Source organism: Trichocoleus sp. ST-U1 (genome assembly GCF_039961835.1).
Lineage (GTDB): Bacteria > Cyanobacteriota > Cyanobacteriia > Cyanobacteriales > FACHB-T130 > FACHB-T130.
The window spans coordinates 1-15702 of record NZ_JAMPJZ010000107.1; the positions used below are offsets into that span (position 1 = coordinate 1).

Consider the following 15702-nt stretch of genomic DNA (forward strand, 5'->3'; position numbering starts at 1 on the left):
ATCGACATGACAAAACAAGGATTCTAAACTAAGCATGGGGTGGTGAGATGCGTTGAGAATTAGGTACTTTCAACTGTATCTGTTCCACCCCTCCTTATCCCGAACTCACGTTAAGTAATGAAACGGTTCATAGTTCATCGAGGAATAGAAAATTACTTGCGAACTATGAACTACGAAGCACGAGTGTGAGTTGCGTTTATCTTCACCCAGTGACTTATAACTTATCCAAAAAGTCCTTGGTTAATTCTTCTTTGCAAATTTTTATTTAACATAATCATACTTTAATTTAGTAACGCCTCCTACTCTTCAGAGCATCACCAATTCATGAGCATGGTGCGATGGAAAATTTACAAGAGTAGTTTTTGCAATAAATTTCTCTTGGTTTACAAGTTCACGGTTTGCCGTTCGATTTGAGAAATTGCATCAGCGGGGGGCACGTTGTCATTAAGAACGGCTATGATTCCTGGCAGGTATTGATTCATCATCACCACGTTGATATAAGCCAACTGCTTCAATAAGGCATGATCTAATTGGCTCCCCTCAAAATTAATGCTAGTTTTATAACGAATTTCGCCATCTTCAAAATCCATCTCAAAGTTGCCCACGAGCAAATTGTAGTTCGCTCTAGTTAAAAAATCAGCCATAGCGAGACGATTTTCACTTGCTACTATGATCGGACAGATTGAGTAAAATACAAACTGCTTCGGTGATTCTTGAAGTACTCCGTAGCAACGCCATTGTCCATGCGCTCCTTGGAAGTTCGTCATTAAACTCCAGTCATTAAAGTCTGGTTCAACCTGCCATCCATCCTTCTGAAAAAACGCAACAATCGTTTCAAAAATCGGTTCCATAATTAATCCTTAGCGTTAGGATCTGGCTGATTATCTGGACGAAGGCGTTTTTTTCCATTTTGAATGGCTTGTTTTACTTTTTCCTCAGCTTCCTCAAGTTCTTTCTGTGTAAACTCATTGCTTTGGGTGCGATTTTTGCGCTCAATACCATGATTTTTATTGAGTTTAACCATAGTTTGATACATCTCGCCCTGTTCGTCTCTAGTTGCAGAATAACCCTTTGCGAAAATTATAGCTAATTGTTGCGGCGAAAGCCCTGCCATAATCCCTTCCTTAAGAGCCACTAAGTGTAGATGCATGATCTGCCAAGACTCTTCACTAATCACTCTATGGGTGAGCTTTTCTACCCCCAGTGCCAAACTAGTTTGTGCAGCGATCTTCTTCAAATCTGAAATTACTTTTCCTGGATCTATCGCCTCAACAAGGTATCGAAAATCATCCGAAAAAATTTTCCGCGAAGCGCCTGTTCTAGACCAGGCAAACTTGCTTTCTATGCCACCTTCCCCTTCTTTTTTTTCACAATTATGCTCCTCATACAGGTCAAAATTAGGCAGGATCTCTCCATGATCAATGGGTCGCAGATTACCGGCTCTGTCAAAGGCTAAGTTACCACCGTGTCGATCGTAATTGCCAGTCATTAAGTCAAAAAACGCAATTTGCTGAACTTGCCTTTGAGTTTTTAGAGGATCGACATGCTCTAAATCAATATTTCTCGCAAAGGCTCCTTCACTAATATCTAACCGCTCTTGCCAAATGCCAACTTGTTCTGGCATTTCTGCTTTAGGGACTGCTTTTGCTCCGTTTTTCGCCATTTTCGCATTCCAACTTTTGCCTCCCTCGGCGAATTTTTCACTGCTCAAGGCGGCAAAACCCGTTTTTGCAACGCCGAGATCTCGATCAATCCCAAGCTCCTTAAATAAGCCTTCAATATACTTAGATATCTTATAAGCAAGCACTTCCCGAAAATTCTGATAGCCTGCTGCCAGCCCTGCATTGTTTCTAACAGGAGATTGGGAGAACGGTTTGAAGAACCCATCGGGGACTAGATACGAACCTGATAAAGCTCCCTTCTCGTGATGTGCAATACCTCCGATTTGTCTAATGTCTACAGGTTCACCCTGTTCATTTTTACCTGTTTTAATTCCTTTATTGGTTTTTTCGATCGCTGCGGCTATTTCAGGGTCTAGTTGTTTTACGCCTTGGTTAATTGCAGTCTCATCAGCTTCAAATTCGCTTACGTGATTGGCTACAAGGTCAATCTTCTGTTGAAACTCGGTTAAGTCGCCACCACTCACCACCAGCATTTTTTTCCATGCCAGCCCTAGATATTTAGTGGGGTTGCTGCCGATTACAGTCAGCTTTTTTAATATGTCGGTTGCTAGAATTCCTAGCTCCTTGATCTGGGGAGTTTTCTTCCCACTAGGGCGTTTGCGAGCATAACGCTCACTGGTTGAAATCACGCCCCTGAGACTGCGTTGCAAATTCTCTACCTGGTTTTCTAGTTCAAAATCAGTAGGGCCAATAATTTCGTACCCATTTAAATACCCCTGGTACTCATTTAAAGCTCCAAAAACTTTTTCAAGGTCAGCATTTGCCTTACCCAAGCGCCAGAATTTCGCCCGCCCCATTTGTTTTTTGGACTGAAAATCAGTGGTCAGACTAGCTGAAGTTGGTAGATGTGCAGATGTATCGTACTCTCGTTGAAGAGTAGATGAGGTGCCGGTCTGCTGCACGATATGGGTCAGTCCGTGGGTAGTCAAAGCATCATTGGCATTCAACAGCGGACTTTGTGTATCCTTACTGCTATTCAATTGATTTTCCAGATCAGCTTGAACTTGAGGAACTCCATGAGGCGATCGCTGAACTGGTTCCATCTCCTGTTCACCCGATGCTTCCTGGCGCTGGATTTCTGAACTGTCTTTTTGGTTGAATTCCAAACTGCTGCCAGACTGCTGCACCACATGAGTCAACTCATGAGCAATTAACTCCTGACCCCCGCGGCTTCCAGGATCGTATGCCCCTTGCCGAAAGAAAACATCTTGACCTGTCGTAAACGCCTTCGCCTGAATGGATTGATTCAGTTGGTCAGATTGAGCATCTGTATGGATGTTGACGCCACTGAAGTCAGCCCCAAATGCCTGTTCCATCGGTTCTCGGATATTGTCTGCAAGCGGTTGCCCACCACCTTTAGCTTGTTGAATAGATGCTTCCAAGTCAGGTGTAGCCGCCATTGGGTTGCTATCTGATTTACGCTGCATCTGAAGTTCTTCATCTTCGGGCATCTCCTCACGCTGGAGAGTGCTAGATGCGGGTTTCATCTGAAGTTCTTCATCTTCATCTTCAGGCATCTCCTCACGCTGGAGAGTACCGGATGCGGGTTTCATCTGAAGTTCTTCATCTTCGGGCATCTCCTCACGCTGGAGAGTCTCACCTTGAGATGATTGCTGGGAAACTGGTGCGTTAATCTGATTTACGACTTGCTGTGATGTTTGGTCAGCTTCCTGCTCATATTTATCTCCGGGCTGACCAATGGTAAGTTTCGCCTGAATCGGTTCTAGCTCCTCTTTGCCCAACTCTTCCTGACGCTGGACTACTCCCGCCCCTGACAGACTCCGCATCAAGTTATTATTAGTCGCCCAATTAGCGGGTAGTGGAGTGTAACTTGGTAGTTCCTGCTCTTGTGGCGACGCAGAAACTGGTTTAGCTTGCACTGGCATCGCAGGGGTAGTCCAGCGAGAATCTTTTTTATGGATGTGAGAATTCCCAGAGGAGCGTTTGGAGACTCGTTCGTAAGCCATAAATTATTGACCTCTACGTGCCAGTGTCAGGAATTTTTTCAATAATATCTTTAGATAAATGGATTGAGTATTCATGTGCATGAATATTAATATTTTCTCATCAAAATAAGTAAAAATAATAACCTCAATATCTTTCTTTGAATTAAAAAATTAAGTAGCTATGTATACAAATTTTCAACATTTTTTCGTGAAAACAAGTAAAAATCATTGGCTTGAATGACGCTTCTGTACCAGCGGTGCAGGAGAAGTGGTGATGATGAAACATAGGCGGCAAGCGGCTAAAAGCGAGTATTTAGAATTGGAGCGATCGCTTACTGAATGCTGAGGGAAAAAGCTGGAGCTAATATAGAGCCACCTGTATTCGCCATCAACTATCTTTAAGCCTGTGAAGGGGAATGCACTCACCTTGCACCGGCTGATGGAGATAACTGTATTTTATTTGTTGTTAATAGACTCACGTCGCCAAAAGAGCCAGCCGATTGCCTGTCAAGGTAGTACGGAAAACGTCTCTTATTTTTGAAATAGCTGCTACACAAGGGGTTCAAGCATTTAGTTTTAATATTTATCTAATAATGAGATTCTTACAGGGAAAGACATCCAGAATTTAGATGCGAGCGCGCCATCCACCTAAATTTCAGCTTTCAGCCTAGAATAGTCAATCGTGTATACAAGGCACTTGTAAAGAAACGGAGATACACCCTTGCTGCCTTGGTACTGAATGATTAATTCAAAACTCAAAACTCAACACTTTTCAAACAATGGCTACCAAAATTCCCGTCACTGTTATCACCGGATTTTTAGGGAGTGGTAAAACAACTCTGATTCGCCACCTGCTACAGAACAATCAAGGACGCCGCATCGCTGTTTTAGTCAACGAGTTTGGCGAACTGGGGATTGATGGCGAATTGCTGCGTTCTTGTGGCTACTGTCCAGAAGAAGAAGCCGACAGCACCAGCAACATTGTTGAATTAACCAATGGTTGCTTGTGCTGTACGGTTCAGGAAGAATTTTTGCCGACGATGCTAGAACTGCTGAAGCGCAGAGATAGTCTCGACTGCATTTTAGTGGAGACATCGGGATTGGCGTTACCAAAGCCGCTGGTCAAGGCATTTCGCTGGCCTGAAATTCGCAACGCAGCAACGGTAGATGCTGTGATTACCGTCGTGGATTGCGAAGCGGTGGCGGCGGGAACCTTTGCCAGCGATCCCGAAGCGGTGGACGCACAGCGCCAGGAAGATCTTAATCTGGAACACGAAACCCCATTGCAAGAACTTTTTGAAGATCAGCTGGCGTGTGCCGATTTGGTGGTGTTGAATAAAACCGATCTGGTGAATGCTACGCAGCAAGCTGAGGTCGTGAAGTTGGTTGAACGAGAACTGTCTCGTGCTGTCAAGATGGTACCGAGCGATCGCGGAAAATTAGATCCGGAGGTTCTCCTGGGCTTCCAGAGTGCCGTAGAAGACAACTTAGATAATCGTCCCAGTCATCACGACACTGAAGAAGACCACGATCACGACGAAGAAATTACCTCAACTCAGGTGATTTTAAACCGTACTTTCGATCCCCAGAAGCTGCAAGAACAGTTGGAAGCGTTGGTGCAACAACAGGAAATTTATCGAATCAAGGGATTTGTGGCAGTTCCCAACAAAGCGATGCGGCTGGTATTGCAAGGAGTGGGAACGAGATTCGATCAATTTTATGACCGTCCTTGGCAACCACAGGAAACCCGGCAAACTCAGTTAGTCTTTATTGGTCAGAAGCTCAATCCCGATGAAATTGAGTTGCAGTTGGCAGCGTTACCTGGCTAAAATCTTTCATCTTGCAAGTGCAAGGCATCCTGGCGGGAGTTACTCAAGTCGCCTTTGGCCTTTTGCACTAGCCTTCCATCTTCCGGCGTTACAGTGACATCCTCTTCTAAAAACTAGCAAGTTTCCGGATCGTCGTAGGTTTAGGAAAATTCGGAAACTTCTTTCATCCAAATGGGTCTAGCGGAGACGCCCAACTGGGTGAGATGCGATTGACTCGGCTGATGCTGAACCTTTACCTTTACCGTCATCTGGCGATCGCCAGAAAGCGTATGCTTGCCTTAGCACAATTTGCTCTAGTTTTTTCTAGATGTAGGACTGGATATCCACACCACATTGATCGACTAGATAACAAAGCGCCCGAAAACGCAATCCTACCAGTTGGTCATAAAACGGATTCAGTTTGCACAACGGAGGAATATGTCCTACTTTGTGACCAAATAGCTTGATATCACGCTCAAAGGGGCACTGTGCCGGAATCGCCTTTGCGAGAAGCTCAGCCATCTGACGGTCAGAAATCGCAATTCCGTCCAGCCATTGACGGAGTGGGCGCAGGATATCGAATTGCTGCTTTTTAGGCGAGCGAACGACTTTAGCTGCTTGTACGCTTTCTGCTGAAGCGAGTGCAATACTTTCTAGGGTATTCGGCTGTTTGTCTGTGCAGATCATACTCATTAGGTTCACCCTTGTGTTTTCCAATTGCTTGAGTATTTGCTCATCCCTATTTCCAAGATACAAACCCTAAAGAAATGTTTCATAAAACTACGAACAAATTCTATCAGGATTTTTAAAGATTTGATGAAATAATCACCAATTAAACAAATGCCACGTCGAAATACCTAAGCTGGGATTGCTTAGAGACTGAATTTAGTTTATTTCTCGACTGATTAAAATCATGAAATGCTAGCCCAAGCCAATTTCAGAAGAACAGAATTAGATAAGTTAAACAAATGTCCCGATAATTCTGATCTAGGAGAATTACAGAGTTAGCTTGGCTGTACTGCATTCATTAATTACATTAAAACTAAGTATTCAGTCAAAGCGGAAGTACCCAACGAGGTAATTTTTTTGAGTGCAATTTGTTCATTATCTTTCCTGAGATTGATAGAGGATTGGTAGCAAAAATAACAAAAAATTTGCAGGGAGACAGGAAGAGGTTTTGACACTACCGATTTGCCCGATCTAATAGCAGACAAACTTAAAGACAAATTTCAACTCTTCGACGCTGCAAACCGAGCTGTCAGTACTGATATGTAAATTAGACGAGTGCTGGTTCTGGGAGTGCCCCTTGCATCTTACCCAACCAAGTAATCAGATGTTCCGTCTGCTGCTCGGCAGGCAAGACGCCCAAACCACGAACGGTGACTTTACCGGAGGTGTAGACAAAGCGAGTTTTCAGGTGTTCTGGCAGATTATCTTTGAGCAGGTTCCAGGCGGGTTCCTCCATCGGTGTCTCTAGGATAACGTGTTGTTTGCTTTCTGGTTTAATCCGGCTGAAGCCGAGTTTTTTCGCCAGTTGTTTCAGTTCCATTACCCGCAGCAACTGAGTTGCTGATTTAGGGATACTCCCGTAGCGATCGCTCCATTCTGCGGCAATACTCACTAATTCTTCCTTAGAATTCGCCGCAGCCACTGCACGGTAAGCGCTCATCTTTTGATCCAAATCGGTGATGTAGTCCGCGGGGATAAACGCCGTCAGCTGCAAGTCAATCTGCGTATCGTCAACTTGGGGAATTTCCTGTCCGCGAATTTCGCGAATCGCTTCCTCCAACATTTCCATATAAAGATCGAAACCAATGGCATCCATCTGTCCCGATTGTTCCGCACCCAATAAGTTACCGACGCCCCGAATTTCCATATCGCGCGTGGCAAGTTGATAGCCAGAACCCAATTGGGTGAATTCCTGAATGGCTCGTAACCGTTGCCGTGCGGCATCTGAGAGCGCCTTGTGCTTGGGATAAAATAGCCATGCGTGAGCTTGGATGCCAGCACGTCCCACCCGTCCGCGCAATTGGTATAGCTGGGATAGACCAAATTTATGGGCATCTTCAATCAGGATCGTGTTGACTCTGGGGATATCTAAGCCGGATTCAATAATCGTGGTACAGACAAGGATATCCGCTTCGCCAGCGCTGAAGGCAAGCATCGTCGCTTCTAACTCAGATTCGTCTAATTGACCGTGAGCGATCGCTAGTCTGGTTCCTGGCACCATTTCTCGCAGCTTTGTAGCCGTTTCTTCAATTCCCTCGACTCGCGGGACGACATAAAACACCTGTCCCCCCCGGTCGAGTTCTTGGCGAATCGCCGTGCGAATCGCTTAGGGATCGTATGATGCCAGGTGAGTTTTAATCGGACGCCGAGACGGTGGCGGCGTAGTAATCAAACTCATTTCGCGGATTCCCGACAATGACATATAAAGGGTTCGGGGAATCGGGGTGGCGGAAAGAGTCAGCACATCCAACTGCGTTCTCAGAGATTTGATTTTTTCCTTCTGGTTAACGCCAAATCGCTGTTCTTCATCCACCACCAACAACCCTAAATCGCGGAAACGAATTTCCTTACTTAAGAGTTGGTGAGTGCCAACGACGACATCTAATTCACCCGTTGCCAGTCGTTTGATAATATTGCGGCGTTCCTCAGCACTGCGGAAGCGGTTGAGTAAACCCACCTCAATTGGGTAGGGGGCGAAACGCTCTTTTAGGGTGTGGTAGTGCTGTTGAGTCAGAATCGTCGTTGGGGCGAGGAAGGCAACTTGCTTCCCGGCGGTAATCGCTTTAAATATGGCGCGGATGGCGACTTCCGTCTTGCCGAAACCGACATCCCCGCACACCAACCGATCCATCGGGCGATCGCTTTCCATTTCCCGCTTCACATCCTGCACCGCCTTCAACTGATCCGGCGTCGGTTGATAGGGGAAAGAATCTTCTAATTCTTCTTGCCACGGCGAATCCGGTGGATAAACGAAACCTTGTTGTTGCGATCGCTGAGCATACAACTTCAGCAAGTCCACCGCCAATTTCTTAATCGCCTTGCGGACTTTATTCTTAGTCGATTCCCACGCCTTCCCGGACATTCTATTGAGTTCCGGCGGTTTCCCTTCCGTGGCACGAAACCGAGACATCGCACCCACCTGATCTGCTACCACTCGCAGCAAACCATCCGCATACTGCACTACCAAATACTCGCGGGTTTCGTTATTAACCGTCAGACTTTCCAGCCTGAGAAACTTACCAACCCCGTGATTTCTGTGAACCACATAATCACCGGGGCGCAACTTGTTGGGATCGACTTGCTTAGACGCCGCCCGACGACGCTTGCGGATATAGCTGGGACTTGCCAGAGAATGCTGTCCGAAAAACTCCCTGTCTGTCACCACCACCAACCGGAAAGTCGGTAGGATAAATCCTTCCAGTTCCGCGATCCCGGAGTATTTTACCGCCACCGGCGTCTTTTGGATTTGCAACTTGTCAATCGCCGGATAATCGTGGGGATTGGGGACAAATTGCGCCGGACAATCGTGTTCTTGGAGCAACGATACAGAACGGGAAGGCTGTGCAGAAACGATCCAGATCGAGAAACTGCGATCGCGCTCGTTTCGCAAAGTTTCCGCAATTTTAGCAAACTGATGCGGCGTTACCGGAACCGGACGACTAGCCAGATTGAGTGCGGAGGACTGAGGATTGAGGACTGAGGACTCAACCAATTCTGATAAATACAGCCGCTTAAAGCGTTCCGCCGCCGCTAAAGATTCATCAAAATTGCGGTGAATTTTGGGTAATTCCTCCTTCCTATTCGCAATTGCCCATTGTTCTTCAGCGTGTTCCACCCAGCGATCGCTATGGGCGCGACATTGCTCCGGCTCATCAATCGCAATCAGCGTATTTTCCGGCAAATAATCCAACAAAGAAGCCGGTTTCTCAAAAGCCACCCCCAACAACCGCCGCGTACTCTTCTCTGGTTCTTCTTCCCTCTCTTCCCTCTCTTCCTTCGCGACCTTGGCGTTTTGGCGGTTCGTATCTTCTAACGCCGCCCGAACAATCGGACTAAAATCAGTCGGAGTCAACACCAGCCGCTCAATCTTATCAAGCGATCGCTGCGTCGCCGGATCGAACTCCCGCATCTGATCCAGTTCATCCCCGAACCATTCCAAACGCACCGGCAACTCAGCCGACACCGGGAACACATCGATAATATCCCCGCGCCGACTCCATTGCCCCTCCATTTCCACCAGAGGCACCCGTTCGTATCCCAGAGTCGCCACCTTCTTGCTAAAGGCATCTAAATCCCAACTCTGTCCGCGTTCCAGGGTGATGCAGAAAGGCTTAAAAGCTTCAGGAGGCGGCAAATGAAGTTGTAGCGCCCGTTCCGTCGCCACAACCGCCATCTTTGTGGAAGACTGAGGATTTCCTTTTACCTCAGTCCTGACTAAATCTGCCAAGACCTGCATCTGTCCCCAAGTCATCTCCGATTCCGGATCGAATGGCTCGTAGGGCGATGCTTCAGAAGTCGGATAAAAATGTACCGTCTGCCAACCCATTGCTTCCAGTTGAGCGCAACAGCGGCTGACTTCCTCCAGGGTGGCACACACCACGAACAAATTCTGTCCTTGGGCTTGCGCGAGGGCAGAAGCCACCAATCCCTTTGGCAAACGGGGAATACCGTTGAGCTGTAGATACCGTTGTTGGTCGAGCTTAGAAAGGAGTTCTGTCGTGAGAGGCGATCGCCCTAGGGCACGAATAATAGAAGAAAATGCCATCAGTTGGAGGAAATGCTTAATTCGTTCTGACAAAAAGGCAGGAGTATACCTCCCTACTTCCATCATTTTAGAAGGCAGTTCAAATCGAGACTGCTCTACCGATAGATTTCTGCTTTACACAAAATGCTACTTTCTCTATAGCTACTGCTTTTTTGGGGAACCCCAGCTTTTGATATCGGGGTGGGCACATTGGTTCTCTGGTTTTCTAACCATCCAACTTCGGGTATCGCCCCTACTTCCATCTAAGGCACCGTTCGCCGATATTACTGACACATTGACAAATGACCCCTACTACCGAATTTCTGATTGTTTTGCTACTGATCGTTGCCAATGGCATCTTTGTGATGTCAGAGTTAGCTATCGTCTCGGCTAGGAAGGTGAGGCTGCAACAGCTGGCTAACCAAGGGGATGTCAAAGCACGCGCTGCCTTGGAACTGGCGAATTCCCCGAATCAGTTTTTGGCGATTGTTCAGGTGGGGATAACCCTCCTAGCAATTATCTCCGGTGCTTTCGGCGAAAGAACTATCGCCAAAAGCCTTACCCCTCTATTAGGGTTGATTGCCTGGATCGCTCCGTATAAAAACGCGATCGCATCAGCGATCGCCATCCTGATCATCACCTATCTGACACTGATTATTGGCGAACTGGTGCCCAAGCGCCTGGCTTTAAACTATCCAGAACGGATTGCTTCATCTGTTGCTATCCCGATGCGGATGTTGGCTACTATTGCCGCCCCGGTTGTTTATCTATTGAGTACCTCCACCGATATGATGGTGCGGCTGTTGGGCATCAGACCGTCTACCGATGGTGAAATCACCGAACACGATATTACAGCCTTAATCGAGCAAGCCACGGAGGCGGGAACCTTTGAGGAAGCAGAACAAGACATGGTGGAACGAGTGTTTCGCCTGGGAGACCGACCCGTGAGTGCGTTAATGACACCCCGACCGGATATTGTCTGGCTTGACCTAGAAGACTCCCAGGAAGAAAATCAACGCAAGATTATAAACAGCGCCTATTCCCGATTTCCCGTTTGTCAGGGGGCACTGGATAATGTTTTGGGCATCATTCCCGTGACTGACCTATTAGGGCGCTGTCTGTCCGGACAACAGCTTGACCTGACGCTCTCGTTGAAACAGCCGGTATTTGTGCCTGAAAGTACCGGAGGGCTGAAAGTTCTAGAATTATTCAAGCAAACCGGCACTCACATGGCGCTGGTTGTAGATGAATACGGCGTCACTCAGGGAGTAGTTACGCTCAACGACATCTTAGTAGAAATCGTTGGTGATGTAGAAATCGATAGTACAACATCTCCTCCAGCCGTACAACGCGAAGATGGTTCCTGGTTGATTGATGGAATGTTGTCGGTGGAAGAGTTTTTTGAAATATTAGATATTGAGGAATTGCCGGGAACGCAAAAAGGAAACTATCACACAATGGGCGGTTTTATGATTACCCATTTAGGGAAAATTCCTACGGCTGCCGACCATTTTCATCTGGGTAGTTGGCGTTTTGAAGTGATGGATATGGATGGCAATCGCGTTGATAAGGTGCTGGTGATGCCCGTCTCTAGAGACGCCGCTGATTCCGAGTCTGGCGATTGAGATGCTGAAATTGCTGGGTTGAGCGTGTTTTAACGCTTTGCGTGTTATCGGCATTGCCTGCATCGTGCGTTGATGTTGACACAGAAAGCGATCGCTTCTCAATCCGATTGGCTTAGAGCTAAAAACACTAATTCCACCGAATTGCCATCCTGTCCACACCTATTTTAGGAGCCAAAAATGCAGCCAGAAGAAGCAATCCGAGAGCAATTTGACCGCGCCGCAAATGCCTACAGTACATCACCCATTTTCGCACAAGGGCACGATCTGGAGCTGATGGTGCAGGCAGGTGAACCAACAGCAGAGATGAGTGTACTTGATGTAGGGTGTGCGGCAGGACATACGGGGTTTGCTTTCGCCCCCCATGTCCGCGAAGTGATTGGCATCGACTTAAGCCAGAAAATGTTAGCGGAGGCATCGCGGCAAGCAATGGCAAGAGGCTTAAATAACGTGCATTTTCAGGAAGCCAATGCTACAGCACTCCCCTTTCTAGATGAGCAGTTTGATATTGTGACTTGCCGCTATGTCGCTCATCACTTCCCCAGCTTGGCACCCGCGCTGAGTGAGGTTTTTCGAGTGCTTAAACCGGGTGGAAAGTTCCTGGTTGTGGACATTATTTCGCCGGAAGATATTGCACTGGCAGAGTTTATCAATCAGGTGGAGAAACTACGCGATCCTTCTCATAGTTGGGATTGGATGATATCGGAGTGGCAAGCGGCTGGCGAAAGTATTGGGATGCCCTTCACCGCGATGCAACAGTGGCACCTACCGATTGATTTTGCAGATTGGACAGCACGACAGCAGACACCACCAGAAGCAGTTCAAGAACTGGAAATATTACTGGATAATGCTTCTTCACAAGCAAAATCGGTATTCTCTATTGTGGGTGCGCCGCAGCGTTCATTTTGCGAATACTCGGCTCTCCTGCGGGGAACAAAATCATAAACTAGGGAAAGAAATTTTGCCCTTCCCTACTGAAAATTGAAGGTGGAAACTAGAGGTGAAGAAACCACGTTGCAGTGTGCCCGTGCCGCCTCGATAAAGGCAGTAACATCCTCTTCTTTAGTGTTAAAAGCTGTTACTAATCGGACGGTTGATGAATATTCCCCCTCCCAGGGATAAAATTGGAAACCATCGGCAAGAAGCCCTTGGATAACTTCCTCCGGCAACTGAATAAAAATTTCATTTGCTGCAACCAGGTAGCACAGGTTCATTCCTGGTAGTGCTGTTAGCTCGTGCGCTAATTTCTTAGCCATCTGGTTAGCATGGGCAGCATTTTTTAGCCATAAATCATCTTTGATGTAAGCTTCTAACTGGGCAGATAAAAACCGCATCTTTGAAAAGAGATGCCCGCTGCGCTTGCGACGATAGGCGAAAGTTTTTGCCAAATCTTGATTAAAAAAGACGACGGCTTCTGCTGCCATCGCACCATTTTTAGTCGCTCCAAACGATAGTACATCAACCCCAACCCGCCAAGTGATATCCGCCGGAGAACAACCCAAGCTAACCACCGCATTCGCAAAACGGGCACCATCCATGTGTAAACCCAAATTGTGGGTATGGGCAATTTCGGCAATCTGGGAAATTTCCTCTGGCTGATAGATCGTTCCAGCCTCCGTTGCTTGAGTCAAGCTTACAGCCGCAGGCTGTACGTGATGGACGACGCCAGCGCCCGATTTTGCCAGCACAGCAGCCAAGTCAGCGGCGTGAATCTTGCCATCTGCGCCATCCAGTGTCACTAGCTTCGCGCCACCAGTATAAAATTCGGGTGCCCCGCATTCATCCAGGTTGATATGAGATTGGCGATGGCAGTAAATCGCCCCAAAAGGGGGCGTAATAACAGACAGGGCGAGGGCATTGGCAGCAGAACCCGTGGCGACGGGGAAAACGGTTACATCTGTCTCAAACAATTCCTTGAACCGGGCTGACAATCGCTGGGTATATTCATCATCACCATAAGGCATGGTGGTACCCTGATTAGCGGCAGCGATCGCTGCCATAATTTCCGGCGAAATCCCGGTGACATTGTCGCTACAAAAGTTCATCTGTTCGTCTCGCGTTTCTCAATACTCAACTCTATGCTAATCGCCTCTACCGACATAGATCCTCGACTTCTGGAATCATTTAGAGTTGCGATATCTTGTTCTGCGAAATCGGAATCTTAATGACGAACTCTGCCCCCTCTCCGGGTGCAGAAATACACTCCATACTGCCACTATGTTTTTCTACTACAATCTGATAACTAATCGATAGCCCTAAGCCGGTACCTTTCCCGACTGGTTTCGTTGTGAAAAAGGCATCGAATAGATGAGAACGGACTTCTTCTGTCATGCCTGGGCCGTTGTCGGCAATGCGAATCACCGCTAGCTTTTCGTCTTCAACAGCGGTGCTAATTTTAATACTGGGTAAAAGACAAAATATTTCCTCCTTAGCGACTGACTCTTCTAGTGCATCAATCGCGTTACTCAGCAGATTCATAAACACCTGATTCAACTGTCCCGCGTAACATTCAACTAATGGCAAATCGCTATATTCTTTGGTCACGGTGATCGTGGGACCGCCAGCGATCGCTTTCAGGCGATACTGCAAGATTAGCAAGGTGCTATCAATGCCTTCGTGAATATCAACCGGCTTCATTTCCGCTTGATCGACGCGAGAAAACGAACGTAAGGACTGAACAATTTCCCGAATTCTCTCAATTCCTAAGTGCATTGATTTTAGTAACTTTGGCAAATCTTCAATAATAAAATCAAGGTCACTTGCTTCAATTTCTTGGTCAATTTCAGGTGTAGGGGGGTATTGCTGTTGATAAAGGTGCAACAAATAGAGCAAACTATTCGCATAGTCACAGGCATAATTGATATTGCCGTGAATAAAGTTAATTGGATTATTTATTTCGTGAGCAACTCCAGCCACTAATTGACCGAGGCTGGAGATTTTTTCAGTTTGAATCAGTTGAGCTTGAGTTTTCTGGAGGTCAAGCAGAGTCTTTTTTAGCTCTTGAGATTTTTCTCGATAACGATTTTCACTTTGCTTGCGCTCAGAAACTTCAAGCAATAACAGATCGTTGGTCTGTCTAATTTCTGCTGTTCGTTCCTCAACTCTCCTTTCAAGCTCAACATTGGAGCGGTGCAACTCCTCTTCTACTTGCTGACGCTCAGCGATTTGTTTTTGCAGCTCAAGATTAATCAGTTCTAACTGCTTGGTTTTATCTAATAATATTTTTTGTGTGGCTTCTAATTTGTCAACGGTTAAAGCTTCTTCGTGAAGAGTATAAATATACTCCGAACTCAAGCCAATAAATGGGACGAGGTAAGCAATAATTTTGAGAAAATGGGCAATATTAAAATGGTTGTCGAATAATGCAGTTGACCCAAAAGCCATGTGGAGTTGAACGGCAATTTGGGGAATCACGCTAATCGCTAGCCCTAAAGAAAAATGGCTGGGATAAGCATCATAAAAGCGAGGAAAAACAAAAATACCTGCAAAGATAAACAATAAGAGGGGAGGGACATCCCAAGGACGAGTGACAAGCGCGTTCGGGAAAATAGTTGCCGGTATGGCACTATGGGTACAGAAATAGACAATTGTATAAGAAGCAACAGCAAAAGATACACTAGCGCTCGCAACAAAACCCGCGCCTCCCTTCCACTTTCCTGGTTTCGTCGCCAGAAAAATTCCCGCGCCTCCCAGCAGAATCAAAGCATTAAAAAATCGGCAGACTGCCCAAGTCAAAGGAATTAGGTTTTGGCTATCTGCTATCCCCTGGCTCAATCGGTCGGCGGCTAAAGCATGAAAGGTGTCCATGCACCCCGCGCAAAACATTGCCACGCCAATTATGAGCGTGACAGCATCGCGCTTCAGGCTGAAGTGAATCAAAGACAAAATAAG

At 46.7% G+C, this 15702-nt stretch carries 8 protein-coding genes and 1 pseudogene; 3 read left to right on the forward strand and 6 right to left on the reverse strand.

Going from position 1 to position 15702, the window contains the following annotated elements:
- Window positions 1-383: 383 nt before the first annotated feature.
- Both NDA06_RS23955 and NDA06_RS23960 read right to left on the reverse strand, forming a co-directional pair.
- Complete coding sequence (locus NDA06_RS23955; protein WP_190986549.1) at window positions 384-851, reverse strand: YbjN domain-containing protein; 468 nt, start codon at window positions 849-851, stop codon at window positions 384-386.
- A gap of 2 nt (window positions 852-853) precedes the next feature.
- On the reverse strand, window positions 854-3649 hold the full coding sequence (locus NDA06_RS23960; RefSeq protein ID WP_190986550.1) for a DUF4157 domain-containing protein: 2796 nt from the start codon (window positions 3647-3649) through the stop codon (window positions 854-856).
- A 758-nt stretch (window positions 3650-4407) separates the two neighbouring features.
- On the opposite strand from NDA06_RS23960, the gene cobW reads away from it, so the two are divergent.
- Window positions 4408-5457, forward strand: a complete 1050-nt coding sequence (gene cobW, locus NDA06_RS23965) for a cobalamin biosynthesis protein CobW (protein WP_190986551.1) — start codon at window positions 4408-4410, stop codon at window positions 5455-5457.
- 303 nt (window positions 5458-5760) lie between these two features.
- Here cobW and NDA06_RS23970 read toward each other — a convergent pair whose 3' ends face one another.
- On the reverse strand, window positions 5761-6123 hold the full coding sequence (locus NDA06_RS23970) for a Mo-dependent nitrogenase C-terminal domain-containing protein (RefSeq protein ID WP_190410141.1): 363 nt from the start codon (window positions 6121-6123) through the stop codon (window positions 5761-5763).
- Between the two features lie 589 nt (window positions 6124-6712).
- Window positions 6713-10210 (reverse strand): annotated as a pseudogene (gene mfd / locus NDA06_RS23975) (transcription-repair coupling factor).
- A 281-nt stretch (window positions 10211-10491) separates the two neighbouring features.
- On the opposite strand from mfd, the gene NDA06_RS23980 reads away from it, so the two are divergent.
- Complete coding sequence (locus NDA06_RS23980; RefSeq protein ID WP_190410123.1) at window positions 10492-11814, forward strand: hemolysin family protein; 1323 nt, start codon at window positions 10492-10494, stop codon at window positions 11812-11814.
- A 177-nt stretch (window positions 11815-11991) separates the two neighbouring features.
- The gene (locus NDA06_RS23985) at window positions 11992-12756 is read left to right on the forward strand and encodes a class I SAM-dependent methyltransferase (protein WP_190986553.1); all 765 of its coding nucleotides are present in this window, start codon (window positions 11992-11994) and stop codon (window positions 12754-12756) included.
- 26 nt (window positions 12757-12782) lie between these two features.
- On the opposite strand, the gene NDA06_RS23990 is transcribed toward NDA06_RS23985, so the two are convergent.
- The gene (locus NDA06_RS23990) at window positions 12783-13856 is read right to left on the reverse strand and encodes a low specificity L-threonine aldolase (protein ID WP_190986554.1); all 1074 of its coding nucleotides are present in this window, start codon (window positions 13854-13856) and stop codon (window positions 12783-12785) included.
- A gap of 79 nt (window positions 13857-13935) precedes the next feature.
- On the reverse strand, window positions 13936-15702 hold a 1767-nt coding region (locus NDA06_RS23995; RefSeq protein WP_348251888.1), incomplete at its 5' end, for an ATP-binding protein.